This window comes from Jiella soli (assembly GCF_020615385.1).
Lineage (GTDB): Bacteria > Pseudomonadota > Alphaproteobacteria > Rhizobiales > Rhizobiaceae > VKMB-3413.
The window spans coordinates 63,669-80,749 of sequence record NZ_JAJAVB010000016.1 but is presented as its reverse complement, the minus strand read 5'-3'; the positions used below and the strand labels follow the sequence as shown (position 1 = coordinate 80,749).

Below are 17,081 nucleotides of genomic sequence, written 5' to 3'. Positions count from 1 at the left end.
TGAAACCCATCGCGCGAACGCTGCCGCAAGATCCGCATCGCCGGCTTCGGCGGTGGCAGGTTGCGTCGCGATGGACTATCTGCGAACGGCGCCCCCAATCCGACGAGACCCGCACTTGACGCCGAACGCCTCCCCAGACGGCAGCTCAGCCTCCGCATCAGACGCTCCCGGACCTTTCGTCCCCGGCTCGCTGGTCCTCGGCATCGAGACGAGCTGCGACGAGACCGCCGCCGCGATCGTCGGCCGCTCCCCGTCCGGCGCGCCGGTGATCCTGTCGAACGTCGTGCTCTCGCAGGTCGAGGAGCATGCGGCCTTCGGCGGCGTCGTGCCGGAGATCGCCGCGAGGGCCCATGTCGAGGCCGTGGACGGGATCGTGCGCGCGGCAATGATCGAGGCGCAAGTCGGCTTCGGCGAGCTTGCGGCCGTCGCCGCGACGGTCGGGCCCGGCCTTGTCGGCGGGCTGATCGTCGGCGCGATGACCGGCAAGGCGATCGCCGCCGCGCATGCCCTGCCCTTCCTCGCGGTCAATCATCTCGAAGGCCATGCGCTGACGCCGCGCCTGACCGACGGCCTCGCCTATCCCTATCTCCTGCTTCTCGTCTCCGGCGGCCACAGCCAGATCATCCTCGTCCGCGGCCTCGGAGACTATGAGCGCTGGGGCACGACGATCGACGACGCGCTGGGCGAGGCCTTCGACAAGACGGCCAAGCTCCTGGCGCTGCCGCATCCGGGCGGGCCGAATGTCGAGAAGCGGGCGGCGACCGGCGACCCGAAGCGGTTTTCCCTACCCCGGCCGCTGAAGGGCGAGGCACGGCTCGACTTCTCCTTCTCCGGCCTCAAGACCGCCCTTCGCCTTGCCGCCGAGGGTGCTGCGCCGCTGGGCGAACAGGACGTCGCGGATCTGTGCGCGAGCTTCCAGGCGGCGGCGGCGGAAACACTCGCCGACAGGATCGGCCGGGCGCTGAAGCGCTTCCGCGAGACCTATCCCACGCTTGCCGGCCCGGTCCTGGCGGTCGCCGGCGGCGTCGCGGCCAACCGGGCGATTCGCGTGGCCCTCGAAGGCGAAGCGGACAAGGCCGGCGTCCGGCTCGTCGCGCCGCCCCTGGCGCTCTGCACCGACAATGGCGCGATGATCGCCTATGCAGGCCTCGAACGTTTCGAGGCCGGCCGGGCAGATGGGCTCGATGCACCGGTGCGCTCGCGCTGGCCGCTCGACGAGCGCTCGCAGCCCGTGGTCGGCTTCGGACGCCGGGGGGCCAAGGCGTGAGCCGGTTCGCGGTGATCGGCGGCGGCGCCTGGGGCACGGCGCTCGGCGCGCTCTATGCCCGGGCCGGTCACGCGACGACGCTCTATGCGCGCGATCCCGACACCGCGGCGGCCATCGCCGAGACGCACGAAAACCCGCGCTACCTGCCGGGCATCCCCCTGCCCGCCTCGCTCGCCGCCACCACCGATCCGGAAGGGGCGCTCGCCGGCGCTAACGTCGTGCTTCTCGTGGTTCCCGCGCAGAGCCTCGCGGCGGCGGCCGCCGCGCTGTCGCCCGCCATTCCCGCCGGCGCGCTCACCGTCCTGTGCGCCAAGGGGATCGAGCGCTCCTCCGGCCGCTTTGCCTCCGAGATCTTCTATGAGGCCGCCGGGCACGAGCGGCGTCTTGCGGTGCTGTCCGGCCCGAGCTTTGCCGGCGACGTCGTGCGCGGCCTGCCGACCGCCGTCACCATCGCGGCGCCCGACGAGCTTCAGGCGGACGCGGCGGCGCGGATGCTCTCCACCGATAGCTTTCGCGGCTATGCCTCCAGCGACATGCGCGGGGTCGAGGCGGGCGGCGCGCTGAAGAACGTCCTGGCGCTCGCCGCCGGGGCCGTCGCCGGCCGGGGCCTCGGCGCATCGGCGAGCGCAGCCATCGTCACCCGCGGCTTCGTCGAACTCAGGCGCCTCGGCGAGGCGCTCGGCGGCCGGCCGGACACGCTGATGGGCCTGTCCGGCCTCGGCGATCTCGTGCTCACCTGCTCGGGCCCGCAATCGCGCAACTTCGCCTATGGCGTGGCGCTCGGGCGCGGCGACGACCGCTCGGGGCTGAAGCTCGCCGAGGGTGTCTTCAGCGCCGAGATCGCGGCCAGGCTCGCGAGCGAACATGGGATCGACGCGCCGATCATCGCCACCGTGGCCGCGCTCCTGGCGGGCCGGATGACGGTCGACGAGGCCGTCCAGACGCTGCTCGCCCGGCCGCTCAAGCGGGAGGTCGGCGGTTGAACTCCCGGCCGCCGCGCGGTAGCTGACGCCAAACCCTTTCCTTGTGCCGGCCGAGCCTTTGAACGGCCCTTCCAGCCGGCACGCATTCCCGAAGGCTCATCCCATGCTCTTTGCGATTCTATGCAACGACAAGCCCGGTTCCCTGCAGCTGCGCATGGACACCCGGCCGGAACACCTCACCCATCTGAACGGGCTCGGGGACAGGCTGAAGCTCGCGGGTCCCTTCCTCAACGCCGAGGACAAGCCCTGCGGCAGCCTCGTCGTCGTCGACGTCGCCGACGAGGCCGAGGCGATCGCGGTGGCCGAGGCCGATCCCTATGCCAAGGCCGGGCTGTTCGCCGACGTCACCGTCCGGCGCTGGAACTGGACCATGAAGAACCCGGACGCCGCCTGAGCCCGGACGCCATCGAGGGGGATTGCGCCATGCGCTACTGGCTGTTCAAGTCCGAGCCGCACAAATGGTCCTTCGACCATCAGAAGAAGGCCGGCGACAAGGGCCAGGAATGGGACGGGGTGCGCAACTACCAGGCGCGCAACTTCATGCGGGAGATGGCGGTCGGCGATCGCGGATTCTTCTACCATTCCAACGAAGGCAAGGCCGTCGTCGGCATCGTCGAGGTGATCGCGACGGCCCATCCGGATTCGACCGCCGACGATCCGAAATGGGAGTGCGTCGACCTCAAGGCGGTCATGGACGTGCCGCGGCCGGTCACGCTCGATGAGATCAAGGCCGAGCCGGCGCTGAAGGACATGGTGCTGGTCAACAATTCGCGCCTCTCGGTCCAGCCGGTCGGCGATGCCGAGTTCGCCAAGGTCTGCGAGATGGGCAACCTCGATCCGAAGACGGCGATGAAGGGCTGAGAACCGCCCACGATCCGTCGCAGGCGGTTCCGGGGCTCTAAGCGCCTCTCGTCAGCATTTGCCGAACGTCTCCGAAACGACGGTGATGCCGGCCACAATCACCGAGACCTTCACGCCTGTGGGAAAGCCGATCGTCGTGCAGATCGTGAGGCAGGCGCTGCCCGCCTCGCCGTTCGGGATATTGATCGGAACCGGAATGCAGTGCTTGCCGAGCCCGAGCGGCAGGTCGACGCAGACCTTGTGGTCCTCGATTACGACCTTGACGCATTCCGCCAGCAAGCTCCGCTCACTGCTCTTCGTCACCGCGCCGCGGGCGGTGAGTGTCTGGATGTCGCCTTCGGCGAAGTCCTGCTTGGCAGCGTCGAGCGCCGCCTGCACCGCATTCTGGTCAAACTGGTAAAACGTCGGCATGTCTTCCTCCCGTAATGGTTGCAATGCATGACACAAATACAACCAAAATTACCTAACGTAAATAGCTTTGAGCTTCTTTCCCTCTCACTCGTCCGGAGGGTGCATCGGAACCATCCGCCGCTGGGAACATTTCAGGAACAATGAAAGCAGGGAGTCAGCAATGGACGAACTTGAACCCAAGACCGACACGGGATCCAACACCGAGAAGGATCCGTCGAACTGGACCACCGGGGGCGAGCCGATGACCGGCGCGCAGGCCTCCTATCTGAAGACCCTGTGCGAAGAGACCGGCCATCCGTTCGACGCGGATCTGACCAAGGCCGATGCTTCGAAGCTGATCGACGAACTCCGCCACGAGAGCGAGCGCGTGAAAAGCGCCTGAGGGCGCGCCCGGAAAATCCGGATCGTCAGGCCATCGTGGTCTTCCATCGACGAGATGCGAGATGAGCCCGCTGCCAACTGAGGCGGCGGGCTTTTTCATGCCCTGTCGTCCGACGCGGCATCGCGCCTTCCACGTTGATCCCGATTGGAAGCGTTCTAAACTACTCGCCCAGGTCGACACGGGTGGATCGGGACGGGAATGAATACAGTCGGACAATTGCAGCACCTCTTTTCCGGCGACGAGGAAAACCGGGTCTGCAAGGACATTCCCGAATCGGCCTGCCGTCATCAGCCGCGCAATGCCGGCCTCCATCTCGTCAGCATGACCGCCACGAAGATCGGCGACGGCCTTCTCGATCCCAAGCTCATCCTGCCCTTCCTTCTGCACTCGGTCGGCGCGCCGGGCGCGGCGATCGGCATGCTCGTGCCGGTGCGGGAGTCGCTCGCTCTCCTGCCGCAGATCCTCGTCTCGCACCGGGTCCGCGCAATGCCGCGGCGCAAATGGGCCTGGGCGGCGGGCTCGGCCGTCGAAGGGCTGGCCGTGGCCGGCATCGCGCTGACGCTCGCCTTCTTCGACGGCTCTCTCGCGGGATGGCTGAGCGTCGGCCTGCTGGCGGTCTTCGCGCTCGGGCGATCGCTCGCCTCCGTTTCGCACAAGGACGTCCTCGGCAAGACCGTCGCCAAGACCCGCCGCGGCACGATCACCGGCATCGCGGGCTCGATCGGCGCGGCCGTGGTGTTCGCCTATGGCGCGGCACTCGCCTTCGGTCTCCTGCCGCTGGAGCGGGGCTTGCTCCTGATCGGGCTCGCGGTCGCAGCCGGGCTGTGGGGCATCGCCGCCTTCGTCTTCACCCTTCTGGACGAAGAGGCCGGCGCCACCGGCGGCGGCGAGAACGGCCTGTCGGCGATCCTCTCCAGCGGGCGGAGGCTCTGGCGCGCCCCGCAGTTCAGGGCCTTCGTCGTCGCAAGAGCGCTCCTGACTGCCACGGCCCTCGCGCCGCCCTACCTCCTCCTGTCCGCGGGCGCGGATGGCGGACGGGCGCTCGGCAGTCTCGGCGCCTTCGTCATCGCCTCGTCGGTGGCAGCGGTCCTCGGCTCCACCGTCTGGGGCACGATGTCGGACCGCTCCAGCCGCAAGGTCCTCGCCCTGTCCGGAGCACTCGGCGCCGTCGTCCTGGCCGCCTCCGCGGCCGCCGCGCTGTTCCTGTCGCCAGACCTCTGGCAGACGGCGGCGCCCTTCTCCCTCTTCGTCTTGATGATGGCCTATCAGGGCGTGCGGCTCGGGCGGAAGACTTATCTCGTCGACATGGCGCCGGCCGACGACCGGGCGATCTACACGGCCTTCTCCAATACGGCGATCGGCGTGGTGCTCCTCGTCATGGGCGCCTTCGGCCTTCTCGCGGAAGCTCTCGGCGCCGCGGCCGTGCTGATCGCCTTCGCGCTGCTTTGCGCGGCGTCGGTGCCGGTTGCCCTGAAGCTCGACGAGGTGCAGAGCGAGGCATGACCCTCGATCCCGACCGCGCCGAGGATTTCATCCGCGCGAACACCGCCGTCCTGTCGCCGCCGCACGTGCCGGAAATCCGGCTCCATCTTGCCGACGAGGCGCACGAACTCTGGCTGAAGACCGAGGCCGAACTGGAAGCCATCGGCCTGCCGCCGCCGTTCTGGGCCTTCGCCTGGGCCGGCGGCCAGGCGCTCGCCCGCTACGTCCTCGACAACCCTTCGCTCATGGCCGGCCGACAGGTGCTGGATTTCGCAACCGGTTCGGGCCTGGTGGCGATCGCTGCCGCCAGCGCAGGAGCGGCCCATGTCCTCGCCGCTGACACGGACCCGTTCACCGCTGCCGCCGTCCGGCTGAACACGGCGCTGAACGGGGTGGAGGTCAAGATGCGGGTCGAGGATCTGATCGGTCAACCGATTGACGCCGACATTCTCCTTGCCGGCGACGTCTTCTTCGACCGCGACCTCGCCGGCGCGCTCGTGCCCTGGTTCGATCGACTCACGGCAGAGGGAAAAACCGTCATCGTGGGCGATCCCGGCCGCGCCTATCTGCCGGGCGGCAGGCTGCAGAAACTCGCAGAATATCGCGTGTCGGTCACCCGCGCGCTCGAGGATGCCGAGGTGAAGCAGGCAGTGGTCTGGCGCTGGGCACCCGCGGCGACTTGAACCTCCGCAAAACTTGACCCTCGCCAGGGTGAACGTCATTCTCGGTTGCGGGGAATGCGAGGGGCTCTGGCGATGTCGGTACCGGCGGTCGATTACTTCGCTGTTTTCATGGCAGCGGTCGCCTCGATGATCGTCGGCACGATCTGGTACACGGCTTTCGGAAAAGTCTGGTTCAGGGCCGCGCGGATGTCGCCGGCGATGGCGCGTCCGCTGCCCGCCATCATCGCCACGGCTTTCCTATGCGAACTCGTCATGGCCCTGATCTTTGCCGTGCTGCTCGGCCATTTCGAAGGTTACACGCTCGCCGATGCCCTCGCCTCCGCGGTCTTCCTCTGGATCGGCTTCATCGCAACGACGGTGATCGCCAACACCCGCAATCAGGGCTTCGCCTGGGATCTGCCGCTGATCGACGGCGGGCACTGGTTCTTCGTGCTTCTGGCGCAGGGCGCCATCCTCGGCGCCTTCCAATAGTAACGCCCGCGGACCGGATCAGGCCGGCCGCGGGCGCTACCCTTGTTCATTCCTGCGGTGGAGGCTACGCCGCCGCCCGTTTGATCAGCCGCACAGGCACGGACTTTGCCGCCGGCACATGCGCCCGCCGGGAATGATGCCAGAGCGGGATCAGCGCGTTGAGTTCGGGATAATAGCCCGCGCAATTGCCCTTGGGCAGTTGCCAGGCGTGCACGCGGTAGTTCTCGACCCGTCGCGTGATGCCGTCATCCGCATACGTCTCGACATCGACGCGGTCCCGGTCCGTGAGGCCGAGGCTGCGCATGTCCTCCTCGTTCATCAGGATCACCATGCGGGTCCCGTGGACGCCGCGCAGACGGTCGTCATAGCCGTAGATCGTCGTATTGAACTGATCGTTCGACCGCAGCGTGATCAGCTTGAGAACGCCCGGCGCCGTCGTGTCGATGTCGGGATCGACGTCGAAGCTCTCCGGCACCAGGAAGTTCGCCTTGCCGGTCTGCGTCCGCCATTCCCGCTTGGTGGCGCCGATGTCGCGGTGGAACCCGCCGGGCGAGGCGAAGCGCTGGTTGAAGTCCTTGAAGTCGTCGGGATAGGCCCGTTCGATCGCGTCGCGCACCTTGCCATAGTCGGAGACCCACTCGTCCCAAGGCACGGAAGACTTGCCCGCCACCGTCGCCTTGGCGAGTTCGGCGACGATCTTCGGCTCCGACAGGAGTTCCTTCGAGGCCGGCTCGCGCTGGCCGAAGGAGGCGTGGATGCAGGCGGTCGAATCTTCGACCGAGACCGTCTGCGGGCCGCTCGTCTGGTGATCGCGCTCGATCCGCCCGATGCAGGGCAGAATGTAGGTCTTATCCGTAGTCAGGAGATGCGTCCGGTTCAGCTTGGTCGAGACCTGGACATTGAGCCGCATCTTCCGCCAGGCTTCCTCCATGCGGCCGGTCTCCGGGATCGCCCGGGCGAAATTGCCGCCGAGGCAGACGAAGCCCTTGATCGACCCGTCCAGCATGCCCTCGCAGGCCTCGACCGTGTCGACGCCGTCCTCCTTCGGAATGGTGAAGTCGTAGAACTCCTCGAACTTCTCGACCGGGATCAGCTTCAGCTTTTCGGTGATGCCGACGGTCCGCTGGCCCTGGACGTTCGAGTGGCCGCGGATCGGCGAAATGCCCGCGCCAGGCTTGCCCATCATGCCGCGCATCAGGAGGAGGTTCACCAGCATCTGGACGTTCTCGATGCCGTGCCGGTGCTGGGTGAGGCCCATGCCGTAATTGCCGATGACCTTGCTCGCGCGGGCATAGGTGCGTCCGACATGCTCGAGATCGGCGCGCGACAGGCCGGAGCAGCGCTCGATCTGGTCCCATTCGGCGGCGCGCACGAAACGCTCGAATTCGTCGAAGCCGTGGCAGTGTTCCTCGATGAAGGAAACGTCGAGCACTCGCGGCCGGCCCGCCTCCTTGGCGGCATCGTCGAGCGCGAAGACCGCCTTGGCGATACCGGTCATCGCCGCCACGTCGCCCCCGCCCTTCACCTGGTAATAGTCGCTCGACATCTTGGTGCCCTCGTCCGGCGAGAGCATCTCGGTCGGCGACTGCGGATTCTTGAAGCGCATCAGGCCGCGCTCGAGCACGGGATTGAAGGTGATGACCGGCGCGCCGCGCTTTCGCGCCTCCTGCACCCAGTGGAGCAGGCGCGGGGCGTTCGTCCCGGTGTTGTGGCCGAAGAAGAACATCATGTCGCACTGGTCGAAATCGGCGAGGGTCACCGTGCCGACCGGCGAACCGATCGATTCCGGCAGGCCGACGGACGTCGATTCGTGGCACATGTTGGAGGAGTCGGGCAGGTTGTTGGAGCCGTAGATACGGGCCATCAGCTGCCACATATGCGAGGCTTCCAGCGAGGCCCGGCCGGAGACGTAGAAGACGACGGATGTGGGATCGAGCCTCTTCAACTCGGCGCCGATGTCGCGGAAGGCATCCTCCCACTTCACCGGCACGAACTGATCGAGCGAGGAATCGTATTTCATCGGCGTCGTCAGCCGGCCCTGCTTCTCGAGGTCGTGGTCGGTCCATTCGAGAAGTTCGGACACTGTGTGCTTGGCGAAGAACTCGCGATCGCAGCGTTTCGGCGTGATTTCCCAGATCGTCGCCTTCGCCCCGTTCTCGCAATATTCGAAGGTGTGAGGATCGGCGGGCTTCGCCCAGGAACAGGAGACGCACTGATAGCCATCGGCCTTGTTCTGCCGCTGCATCGTCGTCCAGAGAGTAGAGGCGAGCAGGCCCTCGTCCGATGCTTTCGACAGCAGCGATTTCACTGAGCCCCAGCCGCCCGTCGGCTCCTCATAGGGCTGGATCTTCGGATGATCGGTCACTTCGCTGCGGTCCATCTCGTCCTCCTTGCGGGGTACGACACCCCCGTCTCGGCCTCAACACGGGGCCGGCCGGAGCCGGCGCACATCTCGTGCAGCAACTCGCCAGGGACGGGTCGGTTGCATCGGGAACCGATAGCCGGCGCGCTTCCCCGGGCACCGTCAAAGCCCCGCCTCAGCGCCTCACGACGAGGCGCGTTCGCCGCGACAGGAGCGGGGCGAGGCGCAGCATGTTGGCCGGCGAAACGGCAATGCAGCCGGCGGTCGGCGGATAGCCCGGCTTAGCAACATGCAGGAAGATCGCGCTGCCGCGCCCGCGCGAACGCGAGGAAAGGTTGAAGTCGAGAACGACGATGAAATCGTAGAGCCGGTCGGCGCGGGCGAGCTCTTCCGCGCTTGCCGGAAACGGCAGGCGGACATGGCGGTTGTAGCTCGCGTGGTCGGGCGCGTCGCACCAGCCGTCCACCCCTTCCCGGATGCGGCGGATCGCCAGCCTCGCTTGCGGCCGCGGCATCCGGCCGGGCCGGTGCCAGGCCGAAAGCACCGCCATCTCCCCGACCGGCGTCGCGCCGTCGCCCTCCCTCTTGAAGACGGTGGTTCCGGATCGCCCGAGCGCGCAGACCAGCCGCAGCGGACCGGCCGCCAGAATGCCGCGCGATGGCGAGCCCGGCAGGCGGCGGACGATCATCCGGTCGATTTTCCTTCGCATAGGCCCAAAGTCCCCCTGTTCAGCGGCAAATTCGACCTATCTGATATCACGCATTGTTACAGCCAATCGGGCCGCCTGCGGCCGAACGGGCCTGGGATCGAACGACGGAAGCATGAGCGCAAGAAGCATTCTCATCGTCGATGACGACGACGACCTGCGTCAGACACTCGCCGAGCAACTGTCGCTGCATGAGGAGTTCACGGTCCTCCAGGAAGCCAACGCGACCAAGGGGATCGCGACGGCACGGGCTGGGCTGATCGACCTTGTCGTCATGGATGTCGGCCTGCCCGACATGGATGGCCGCGAGGCGGTGAAGGTCCTGCGCAAGGGCGGCTTCAAGGCTCCGATCATCATCCTGACGGCGCAGGACACCGATTCCGACACGATCCTCGGGCTCGAGGCGGGCGCCAACGACTATGTGACGAAGCCGTTCCGCTTCGCGGTCCTGCTCGCACGGATCCGCGCGCAGCTGCGCCAGCACGAGCAGAGCGAGGACGCCACCTTCCAGGTCGGCCCCTACATCTTCAAGCCCAGCCAGAAGATTCTGGTCGACGACAAGGGCGGCAAGATCCGGCTTACCGAGAAGGAGACGGCGATCATCCGCTATCTCTACCGCGCCGACCGGCGGGTGATCACGCGCGACGTCCTGCTCGAGGAGGTCTGGGGCTACAATTCCGGGGTCACCACCCACACGCTCGAGACGCATGTCTATCGTCTTCGTCAGAAGATCGAGCCGGATCCGTCCAACGCCCGCATCCTGGTGACGGATTCCGGCGGGTACAAGCTGGTTCCTTAACGCCGAAACCTGCGCGTATCTTGTGGAAGCCTCTGATTTTCTGGGGCTTCACGACGCGTTTACCTTTTGTCGACCATTCCGTTTCACTATGAATCCGCTGCGGCCATAATGGCCCGACGCCATTGCGGAGGTCGTCGCGCAAGCGTCGACCGCTTGCGGCAGGCGGGCGGGCTCGTCACGCTCCGCTTCAGCGGCGCAGGGTCCGCCGACGGAACTGGGGAGAGCGGTTCGCTGACGAGATGAGCCTTGAGAGCGACATCGCCATCCTGCGCACGGTCCCGCTGTTCGACGGTCTCGAGACCGACCAGCTGCGGCTTCTCGCATTCGGAGCGGAGCACAGGCGCCTGCACGCGAACGAGTTCCTCTTTCGCGAGAACGCGCGCGCCGATGCCGGTTTCGTCGTGGTCTCCGGCGAGGTCTCGCTGCTGCATGGCCGCGGCGAGGCCGAAAGGGTGATCGGCACCTATGGACCGGGCACGCTTCTGGGCGAACTCGCACTGATCACCGAGACCAAGCGTCCCGCGAGCGCCAAGACCTTGAGCGAGTGCAACGTCATCCGCATCACCCGGCCGCTGTTTCGCCGGATGCTGGAGGAATATCCGGAATTCGCGGCCGGTCTCCACGAACGCCTGCGCGTTCAGCTAGAGGACATGATGGCGCAGATTCTGTCGCTGGAGGGGCGGTTCAGCTGATCGGCCCGACCGCTTCCGCTAAGGCTTGAGCGCCGCGACGAGGTTCTTCGGCTCCTAGAATTCGAACCGCGCGATGACCGGCACGTGGTCGGAGGGCTTTTCCCAGCCGCGCGCCTCGGCGCGGATGTCGATGCCGGTCAGCGCCGGCGCGAGATCGGCCGAGCCCCAGATGTGGTCGAGACGCCGGCCGCGGTTCGAGGCCGCCCAGTCCTTGGCGCGGTAGCTCCACCAGGTGAAAACCACCTCCTCCATCGGGATGTGATGGCGCATCAGGTCGACCCACTTGCCATCGGCCTGCGCCCGCAGGAGCCCCTCGGTCTCGACGGGCGTGTGCGAGACGATCTTCAGGAGCTGCTTGTGCGACCACACGTCGGTCTCATAAGGCGCGATGTTGAGATCGCCGAGAAGCAGCGCCGAGACGCCGGGCTCGGCCTCCGCGTTCATCAGGCGGAGTTCCTCCACGAAGTCGAGCTTGTGGCGGAACTTCGGATTGATCTGAGGGTCCGGCTCGTCGCCGCCCGCCGGGACGTAGAGATTGTGGATGCGGATACGCCTTTCGCCGACGGCCAGCCGCGTCGACAGGTGCCGTGCGTCGCCGACGGCGCAGAAATCCTGGCGGAGAATGTCCTCAAAGGGCCGCTTCGAAACGGTTGCGACGCCGTGATAGCCCTTCTGGCCATGCAGGGCGATGTGCTCGTAGCCGAGTGCGCGGAACGCCTTTTCCGGGAACTGGTCGTTGGTGCACTTGGTCTCCTGCAGGCAGAGGACGTCGGGGGCCTCCTCCTGAAGGAAGCGCTCGACGAGCGAGATGCGCAGGCGCACGGAATTGATGTTCCAGGTGGCGATCGAAAACGGCATCGGGGGAGGTCTTTCGGCAGGCGGAAGGTCTCGACCGCTCTAGGCGCGCAGACCTTTCACCGCAACCCTTGCCGCCGCCGAACCGCGCCCGAATTTCCTGCGGTCAAACGGGAGACGCACGATGTTCGATGGCTTCGAGACGAAGACGATCGCCGGCGACGGCGCCGACATCTTCTGCCGGATCGCCGGCAACGGGCCGCCGCTGCTCCTCCTTCACGGTTATCCCGAGACCGGCGCGATGTGGGCGGGAATCGCGCCCGAACTTGCCCGTCAGTTCCGAGTGGTCGTGCCGGATCTTCGCGGCTACGGCCGCTCCTCGGCGCCGCCGAACGATGCCGGCAACGACGCCTATTCCAAGCGCCGGATGGGACGCGACATGGCGGCGGTGATGGCCGAACTCGGCCACGACCGCTTTTCCGTCGCCGGCCACGACCGGGGCGGACGGGTCGCCTATCGCATGGCGCTCGACCGGCCGGATGAGATCGAAAAGCTCGCCGTCCTCGACATCGTGCCGGTGGCCGAGGTCTGGGAGCGGATGACCCCGCAATCCGCCCTCAAGACCTATCACTGGATGTTCCTCGCCCAGCCGCACCCCGTCCCGGAACGGCTGATCGGCGCCGACAGGATCTTCTATCTCGACCACACGCTGGCGAGCTGGACCAAGACGAACTCACTCGCGCCTTTCGCCGGCGACGCGCTGTCGGAATATCGGGGCAGTTTCGCCCGCGCCGAGGCTGTCGAGGCTGCCTGCAACGACTATCGCGCCGGCGCGACGATCGACTGGCGCCTCGACCGGGACGACCGCGCCGCCGGCCGCAGGATCAAGGCGCCGACACTCGCGCTTTGGGGATCGGCCGGAATTCCGGGCGACGGCATCGATCCGCTGACGCTCTGGCGGGACTGGTGCGAGAGCGTCACCGGGGAAGCGATCGACGCCGGCCATTTCATCGTCGAGGAAGCCCCCGACGAGACGCTGCAGGCGCTTGCGCGGTTCTTCGCGAGATGAGCCGCTGAAGACGAAAGAGCGGCGCCCGCCGGACGCCGCTCCTCTCATGCCCATGTATCGCCGGAAGTTCCGGCCGGCTCGTTTGCGCGCCTGCCGTCCGGGCCCTGGTGCCTATTTGTTGCCGGTCTGGCCCTGGCTGATCGCCGTATAGGGGATCTTGAAGGCCGAATCGGCGATGTCGCCGCCTTCCTTGACGTCGTAGATCATCACCGTCGTGTCCTTGCCCTGCTGGTCGCGGATCGTCCACTGCTTCAGGTCGTAGGACTTCGGATCGAACAGCATGGTGATGCGCGAGGAGCCGAAGACCGACGAGTCGCCCATGACGATGGTGGTGCTGTCGGGCTCTTCCTTGACGCTCTGGATGTTGGCGTCGGACAGGTTGATGCGCCGGTCGAGCAGAAGCTTCATCGGCGTCTTCGACAGGGGATAGAGATCCCAGGTATTGAGCTTCTTGTTGTTGATCGCGACGTTCGAGCCGTCGGCGATCACCCTCAGCGGCGTGTTGGCATAGTCGAAGCGGACCTTGCCCGGCCGCTCGATGTAGAACTTGCCTTCGCTCTGCCGGCCGCTCGGGTCGAACTGGATGAAATTGCCGTGCATCGCCGAGACGCTTGCGAAATGGTCGGCGATCTTCTGCGCGGCGGCCGTCGCCTGCGCCGCCGCGGGCAGGCTCGAGGCCGAGATGAGTGCCGCCGCGGAAAGAAGCGCTGCCACGACGGGCCGCGACAGCGCGGCTCGGATCGCGCTTCTCGGATTGAAAGTCTTGTTCAGCATGGTTGCGTCCGGAATCCCTTAAGGTGAATCCGCCCTTCGGTTCGTCGTCGTTGCGTGCCGTCGCGCGCGCGACACGCGCCCTGCCGGCACGAGGCCGATGGTCGAGAATGTCGTACCTTCTCATCGATCGGCAATGGGGCGTGGCGATGGCAATTGGCTGCGCCGCATTTCGTGAAGGGCGGCCGCTGGGATCGGCAGCCCCGAGATCCGGCACCAAGGCGGCAAGATCAGTCGATGTCCGGCGGGTTCCTTGCGCGCCCGGACCTGACGAGGCCCGAGGCGACACCCGCGCTCCGACAGGGTCTCCCAGCCGCTTGCGGCCCGACACCCCGTCGCCGGCGCTACATGCGCGCCTCTTCCTCCGTCGGGACCAGGATCTCGCGCTTGCCCGCATGGTTGGCGGGACCGACGATCCCCTCCTGCTCCATCTTCTCGATGATCGAGGCGGCGCGGTTGTAGCCGATTCCGAGCCGGCGCTGGATGTAGGAGGTCGAGGCCTTGCCGTCCCTGAGGACGACGGCGACCGCCTGGTCGTACGGGTCCTCCGAATCGTCGCCGCCGCCATTCGAGCCGCCGGAGGATCCGCCCGCCGAGCCGCCGCTGGCGGCGCCACCGTCCTCGTCCTCGTCCTCGAGCACGGCGTCGAGATAGTCCGGCACGCCCTGCGACTTCAGATGGGAGACGATCTGTTCGACTTCCGGGTCGTCGACGAAGGGCCCGTGGACGCGCTGGATGCGTCCGCCGCCCGCCATGAACAGCATGTCGCCCATGCCGAGCAGCTGCTCGGCGCCCTGTTCGCCGAGGATCGTGCGCGAATCGATCTTCGAGGTGACCTGGAAGGAGATGCGGGTCGGGAAGTTCGCCTTGATCGTGCCGGTAATGACGTCGACCGAGGGACGCTGGGTCGCCATGATGACGTGGATGCCGGCGGCACGCGCCATCTGGGCGAGGCGCTGCACGGCGCCTTCGATGTCCTTGCCGGCTACCATCATGAGGTCGGCCATCTCGTCGATGATGACGACAATGTAGGGCAAGGGCTCGAGGTCGAACTCCTCGGTCTCGAAGATCGGCTCGCCGGTCTCGCGGTCGAAGCCCGTCTGGACGGTGCGCGAGATCGTCTCGCCGCGCTCCATCGCGCCCTTCACCCGGGCGTTGAAGCCGTCGATGTTGCGGACGCCGACTTTCGACATCTTGCGGTAGCGGTCCTCCATCTCGCGGACCGTCCACTTCAGCGCGACCACCGCCTTCTTCGGGTCGGTGACGACCGGCGAGAGGAGATGCGGGATGCCGTCGTAGATGGAGAGCTCCAGCATCTTCGGGTCGATCATGATCATCCGGCACTCGGCCGGGGTAAACCGGTAGAGCAGCGAGGTGATCATCGTGTTGATCGAGACCGACTTGCCCGAGCCGGTGGTGCCGGCGACGAGGAGATGCGGCATCTTGGCGAGATCGGCGATGACCGCCTCGCCGCCGATCGTCTTGCCGAGGACCAGCGGCAGCTTGCCTTTGTGGTTGGCGAAGCTTTCCGAATCGATCATTTCGCGGAAATAGACGGTCTCGCGGCGCTGGTTCGGCAATTCGATGCCGATCGCGTTCTTGCCGGGGATGACGGCGACGCGGGCCGCGATCGCCGACATCGAACGGGCGATGTCGTCTGCGAGACCGATGACGCGGGAGGATTTGATGCCAGGCGCGGGCTCCAGTTCGTAGAGCGTGACGACCGGCCCCGGCCGCACCTCGATGATCTCGCCCTTGACGCCGAAATCCTCGAGCACGCCTTCGAGCAGCCGTGCGTTCTCCTGCAGGGCTTCCGGCGACATGGAGCTATCGCGGCCCTTCGCCTTGACCGGGGTCAGGAAGTCGACCGAGGGGAGCTCGAACTTGACGGGGTCGGCGACCGTCATCGCCTGCGGGCGCATGGCGACGGCGCGGCCCGAGCCGGTGCGCAGGCGCTGCTGCTCGGCGCTGACCGTCGCCTGCGGAACCACCCGGACGCCGGGGTCGCCCTGCGGCTGTGGCGCCTGAGATCCGCCGCGCGGCGCCGGCTGCTGCGCGGGCCGCGGGTCGGGGCGCTGGGCCGCTTCGGACTTCTGGGCGCGCCGCCCTGGAAAGGCGACGATGTTGCCGGCGAGGAGCCCGCGCCAGCCGGAGCCTTCTTCGGCGGGAAGCGCGGCATTCGGCGCGACGCGATCGGCCGGGCCGACGAGCATTTCATTGTTGGCAGGCGCCTCGGCGGCGACGTCGAAATCCTCGTCCTCCTCGGGCCGGTCCCAGTCGTTGGAAGCAGCCTGCGGCTCGCCCCAGGCCGTCTCGTCGAAGCCCGGATCTTCGGCGAGGGGCGCATAGGGGTCATGACCGACCTCCGGCTCGCCCTCGCCGATCGGATCGAAATAGCCCTCCTGCGCCGCCGGCATGGCGACGCGGATCGACCGCTCGACCGGCCTCGGCGGAGGCGGCGGCGCGAATTCCTCGCCATCGTCCTGCCAGTCGTCGAACCGGTCGCCGAATTCGCGCGGCCCCTTGGCGGCGCGGCGCTCCTCGGCATGGCGCTGCCAGGCGGCCTTGGCCGAGTAGACGGTATGGGCGATGGCGCCGACGATGAGGTCGAGCTTGTTCTCGCCCTCGTCTTCCTCGTCGAGCTCGTCGCGCCGCGCCGCCTTGCCACGTGCCGTCGCAGGCTCGGCGGCGGCCCGGTCCCGGTCGATCAGGCCGGCACCGTTGAGGAAGAGCCAAGTCGCGGGGGCGGCGAGCATCGCGGCCAGCACCATGGCCAGCGCGCCGCTCGGATAGGCCCCGGTCGCGAGCGCGGGAAACTTCAGCACGATGTCGCCAGCGACCCCGCCGAGACCGATCGGCAATGGCCAAGTCTCGGGCGCCGAGAAGCAGCCGATCGCCGCACAGGCGAGCACGATCCCGCCGACCGCGTACCAGCCCCTGCGCCAGATGCCCTCGATCGGGCGGCCGGAGAGCAGCGTCAGACCCCAGATCGCCGGCAGGGCGACGAGCAGCGCCGCTCCAATGCCGAAGACCTGCATCAGGAGATCGGCGACGACCGCACCCGAGGGACCGGCCCAGTTCTCGACCATGTTCTGATTGGACTGGCTGAGCGAGGGGTCGGTCACCGACCAGGTGGCGCAGGCGAGGCCAAGATAGCCCGCAAGTGCGATCAGCGCTGCAGCCGCGCCGATTTCACCTTGCCTGCGCATGAATGAGACTTGCCGTTCGCCTGCGATCGAAGATGCCATCTGTCTGACCCGTACTTCTGGCGCAGTCCGAACTCGACGGACGCGCTCGTTGCGCGGAACCCTAGCGGCGGCGGGTTAAGGCTGGCTTAAGTTTAAGCA

17 protein-coding genes are annotated in these 17,081 nt (G+C 67.2%); 11 read left to right on the top strand and 6 right to left on the bottom strand.

Annotation, left to right across the window (positions count from 1 at the left end):
- The first annotated feature begins 190 nt into the window (after window positions 1–190).
- The 4 genes from tsaD to LH400_RS09880 all read left to right on the top strand — a co-directional run bounded on the left by tsaD (window position 191) and on the right by LH400_RS09880 (window position 3,111).
- A complete protein-coding gene (gene tsaD / locus LH400_RS09895; protein ID WP_229152679.1) occupies window positions 191–1,267 on the top strand; it encodes a tRNA (adenosine(37)-N6)-threonylcarbamoyltransferase complex transferase subunit TsaD in 1,077 nt (358 codons plus the stop codon).
- Window positions 1,264–2,250 (top strand): NAD(P)H-dependent glycerol-3-phosphate dehydrogenase, encoded by a 987-nt coding sequence (locus LH400_RS09890; protein WP_229152512.1) that lies wholly within the window; start codon window positions 1,264–1,266, stop codon window positions 2,248–2,250. The genes tsaD and LH400_RS09890 overlap by 4 nt, the downstream gene beginning before the upstream one ends.
- Window positions 2,251–2,353: 103 nt before the next feature.
- Window positions 2,354–2,644 (top strand): YciI-like protein, encoded by a 291-nt coding sequence (locus LH400_RS09885; protein WP_229152511.1) that lies wholly within the window; start codon window positions 2,354–2,356, stop codon window positions 2,642–2,644.
- 29 nt (window positions 2,645–2,673) lie between these two features.
- On the top strand, window positions 2,674–3,111 hold the full coding sequence (locus LH400_RS09880; RefSeq protein WP_229152510.1) for an EVE domain-containing protein: 438 nt from the start codon (window positions 2,674–2,676) through the stop codon (window positions 3,109–3,111).
- 51 nt (window positions 3,112–3,162) lie between these two features.
- On the opposite strand, the gene LH400_RS09875 is transcribed toward LH400_RS09880, so the two are convergent.
- Window positions 3,163–3,522, bottom strand: coding sequence for a hypothetical protein (locus LH400_RS09875; RefSeq protein ID WP_229152509.1), 360 nt, complete (start codon window positions 3,520–3,522; stop codon window positions 3,163–3,165).
- 160 nt (window positions 3,523–3,682) lie between these two features.
- On the opposite strand from LH400_RS09875, the gene LH400_RS09870 reads away from it, so the two are divergent.
- The 4 genes from LH400_RS09870 (at window position 3,683) to LH400_RS09855 (ending at window position 6,540) form a co-directional block, all read left to right on the top strand.
- Window positions 3,683–3,904 carry a DUF3072 domain-containing protein gene (locus tag LH400_RS09870; protein ID WP_229152508.1) on the top strand — a complete coding sequence of 74 codons (222 nt, stop codon included), beginning with the start codon at window positions 3,683–3,685 and terminating at the stop codon, window positions 3,902–3,904.
- A gap of 198 nt (window positions 3,905–4,102) precedes the next feature.
- Entirely contained in the window at window positions 4,103–5,407 is a 1,305-nt protein-coding gene (locus tag LH400_RS09865; protein ID WP_229152507.1) for an MFS transporter, read from the top strand.
- Window positions 5,404–6,069: a class I SAM-dependent methyltransferase gene (locus LH400_RS09860; protein ID WP_229152506.1), complete on the top strand. Its 666-nt coding sequence runs from the start codon at window positions 5,404–5,406 to the stop codon at window positions 6,067–6,069. Before LH400_RS09865 ends, LH400_RS09860 begins: the two co-directional genes overlap by 4 nt.
- A 54-nt stretch (window positions 6,070–6,123) precedes the next feature.
- Entirely contained in the window at window positions 6,124–6,540 is a 417-nt protein-coding gene (locus LH400_RS09855) for a DUF1761 domain-containing protein (protein ID WP_370638366.1), read from the top strand.
- 64 nt (window positions 6,541–6,604) lie between these two features.
- On the opposite strand, the gene LH400_RS09850 is transcribed toward LH400_RS09855, so the two are convergent.
- Window positions 6,605–8,920, bottom strand: a complete 2,316-nt coding sequence (locus LH400_RS09850) for an FdhF/YdeP family oxidoreductase (RefSeq protein ID WP_229152505.1) — start codon at window positions 8,918–8,920, stop codon at window positions 6,605–6,607.
- Window positions 8,921–9,077: 157 nt separating this feature from the next.
- A complete protein-coding gene (locus tag LH400_RS09845) occupies window positions 9,078–9,590 on the bottom strand; it encodes a L,D-transpeptidase family protein (RefSeq protein ID WP_229152504.1) in 513 nt (170 codons plus the stop codon).
- 133 nt (window positions 9,591–9,723) lie between these two features.
- Between LH400_RS09845 and LH400_RS09840 the strand changes: the two genes are divergently transcribed.
- Together LH400_RS09840 and LH400_RS09835 are read left to right on the top strand one after the other, a co-directional pair.
- On the top strand, window positions 9,724–10,407 hold the full coding sequence (locus tag LH400_RS09840) for a response regulator transcription factor (protein ID WP_229152503.1): 684 nt from the start codon (window positions 9,724–9,726) through the stop codon (window positions 10,405–10,407).
- 239 nt (window positions 10,408–10,646) lie between these two features.
- Window positions 10,647–11,099 (top strand): cyclic nucleotide-binding domain-containing protein, encoded by a 453-nt coding sequence (locus tag LH400_RS09835; protein WP_229152502.1) that lies wholly within the window; start codon window positions 10,647–10,649, stop codon window positions 11,097–11,099.
- Window positions 11,100–11,153: 54 nt separating this feature from the next.
- Here the strand turns inward: LH400_RS09835 and LH400_RS09830 are convergent, their stop codons facing one another.
- On the bottom strand, window positions 11,154–11,957 hold the full coding sequence (locus tag LH400_RS09830) for an exodeoxyribonuclease III (RefSeq protein WP_229152501.1): 804 nt from the start codon (window positions 11,955–11,957) through the stop codon (window positions 11,154–11,156).
- Window positions 11,958–12,078: 121 nt separating this feature from the next.
- Between LH400_RS09830 and LH400_RS09825 the strand changes: the two genes are divergently transcribed.
- Window positions 12,079–12,963 carry an alpha/beta fold hydrolase gene (locus tag LH400_RS09825; RefSeq protein ID WP_229152500.1) on the top strand — a complete coding sequence of 295 codons (885 nt, stop codon included), beginning with the start codon at window positions 12,079–12,081 and terminating at the stop codon, window positions 12,961–12,963.
- Window positions 12,964–13,074: 111 nt separating this feature from the next.
- Here LH400_RS09825 and LH400_RS09820 read toward each other — a convergent pair whose 3' ends face one another.
- Both LH400_RS09820 and LH400_RS09815 read right to left on the bottom strand, forming a co-directional pair.
- Window positions 13,075–13,737, bottom strand: a complete 663-nt coding sequence (locus LH400_RS09820) for an outer-membrane lipoprotein carrier protein LolA (protein ID WP_370638365.1) — start codon at window positions 13,735–13,737, stop codon at window positions 13,075–13,077.
- 341 nt (window positions 13,738–14,078) lie between these two features.
- Entirely contained in the window at window positions 14,079–16,943 is a 2,865-nt protein-coding gene (locus tag LH400_RS09815) for a DNA translocase FtsK (RefSeq protein WP_229152499.1), read from the bottom strand.
- Between the last annotated feature and the right edge of the window lie 138 nt (window positions 16,944–17,081).

Coding starts and splice junctions, on each gene's coding strand:
- LH400_RS09880 (WP_229152510.1), top strand. CDS start 2,674: ATGCGCTACTGGCTGTTCAAGTCCGAGCCGCACAAATGGTCCTTCGAC.
- LH400_RS09860 (WP_229152506.1), top strand. CDS start 5,404: ATGACCCTCGATCCCGACCGCGCCGAGGATTTCATCCGCGCGAACACC.
- LH400_RS09850 (WP_229152505.1), bottom strand. CDS start 8,920: ATGGACCGCAGCGAAGTGACCGATCATCCGAAGATCCAGCCCTATGAG.
- LH400_RS09820 (WP_370638365.1), bottom strand. CDS start 13,737: ATGCTGAACAAGACTTTCAATCCGAGAAGCGCGATCCGAGCCGCGCTG.
- LH400_RS09885 (WP_229152511.1), top strand. CDS start 2,354: ATGCTCTTTGCGATTCTATGCAACGACAAGCCCGGTTCCCTGCAGCTG.
- LH400_RS09865 (WP_229152507.1), top strand. CDS start 4,103: ATGAATACAGTCGGACAATTGCAGCACCTCTTTTCCGGCGACGAGGAA.
- LH400_RS09875 (WP_229152509.1), bottom strand. CDS start 3,522: ATGCCGACGTTTTACCAGTTTGACCAGAATGCGGTGCAGGCGGCGCTC.
- LH400_RS09870 (WP_229152508.1), top strand. CDS start 3,683: ATGGACGAACTTGAACCCAAGACCGACACGGGATCCAACACCGAGAAG.
- LH400_RS09835 (WP_229152502.1), top strand. CDS start 10,647: ATGAGCCTTGAGAGCGACATCGCCATCCTGCGCACGGTCCCGCTGTTC.
- LH400_RS09815 (WP_229152499.1), bottom strand. CDS start 16,943: ATGCGCAGGCAAGGTGAAATCGGCGCGGCTGCAGCGCTGATCGCACTT.
- LH400_RS09845 (WP_229152504.1), bottom strand. CDS start 9,590: ATGATCGTCCGCCGCCTGCCGGGCTCGCCATCGCGCGGCATTCTGGCG.
- LH400_RS09840 (WP_229152503.1), top strand. CDS start 9,724: ATGAGCGCAAGAAGCATTCTCATCGTCGATGACGACGACGACCTGCGT.
- LH400_RS09830 (WP_229152501.1), bottom strand. CDS start 11,957: ATGCCGTTTTCGATCGCCACCTGGAACATCAATTCCGTGCGCCTGCGC.
- LH400_RS09825 (WP_229152500.1), top strand. CDS start 12,079: ATGTTCGATGGCTTCGAGACGAAGACGATCGCCGGCGACGGCGCCGAC.
- LH400_RS09855 (WP_370638366.1), top strand. CDS start 6,124: ATGCGAGGGGCTCTGGCGATGTCGGTACCGGCGGTCGATTACTTCGCT.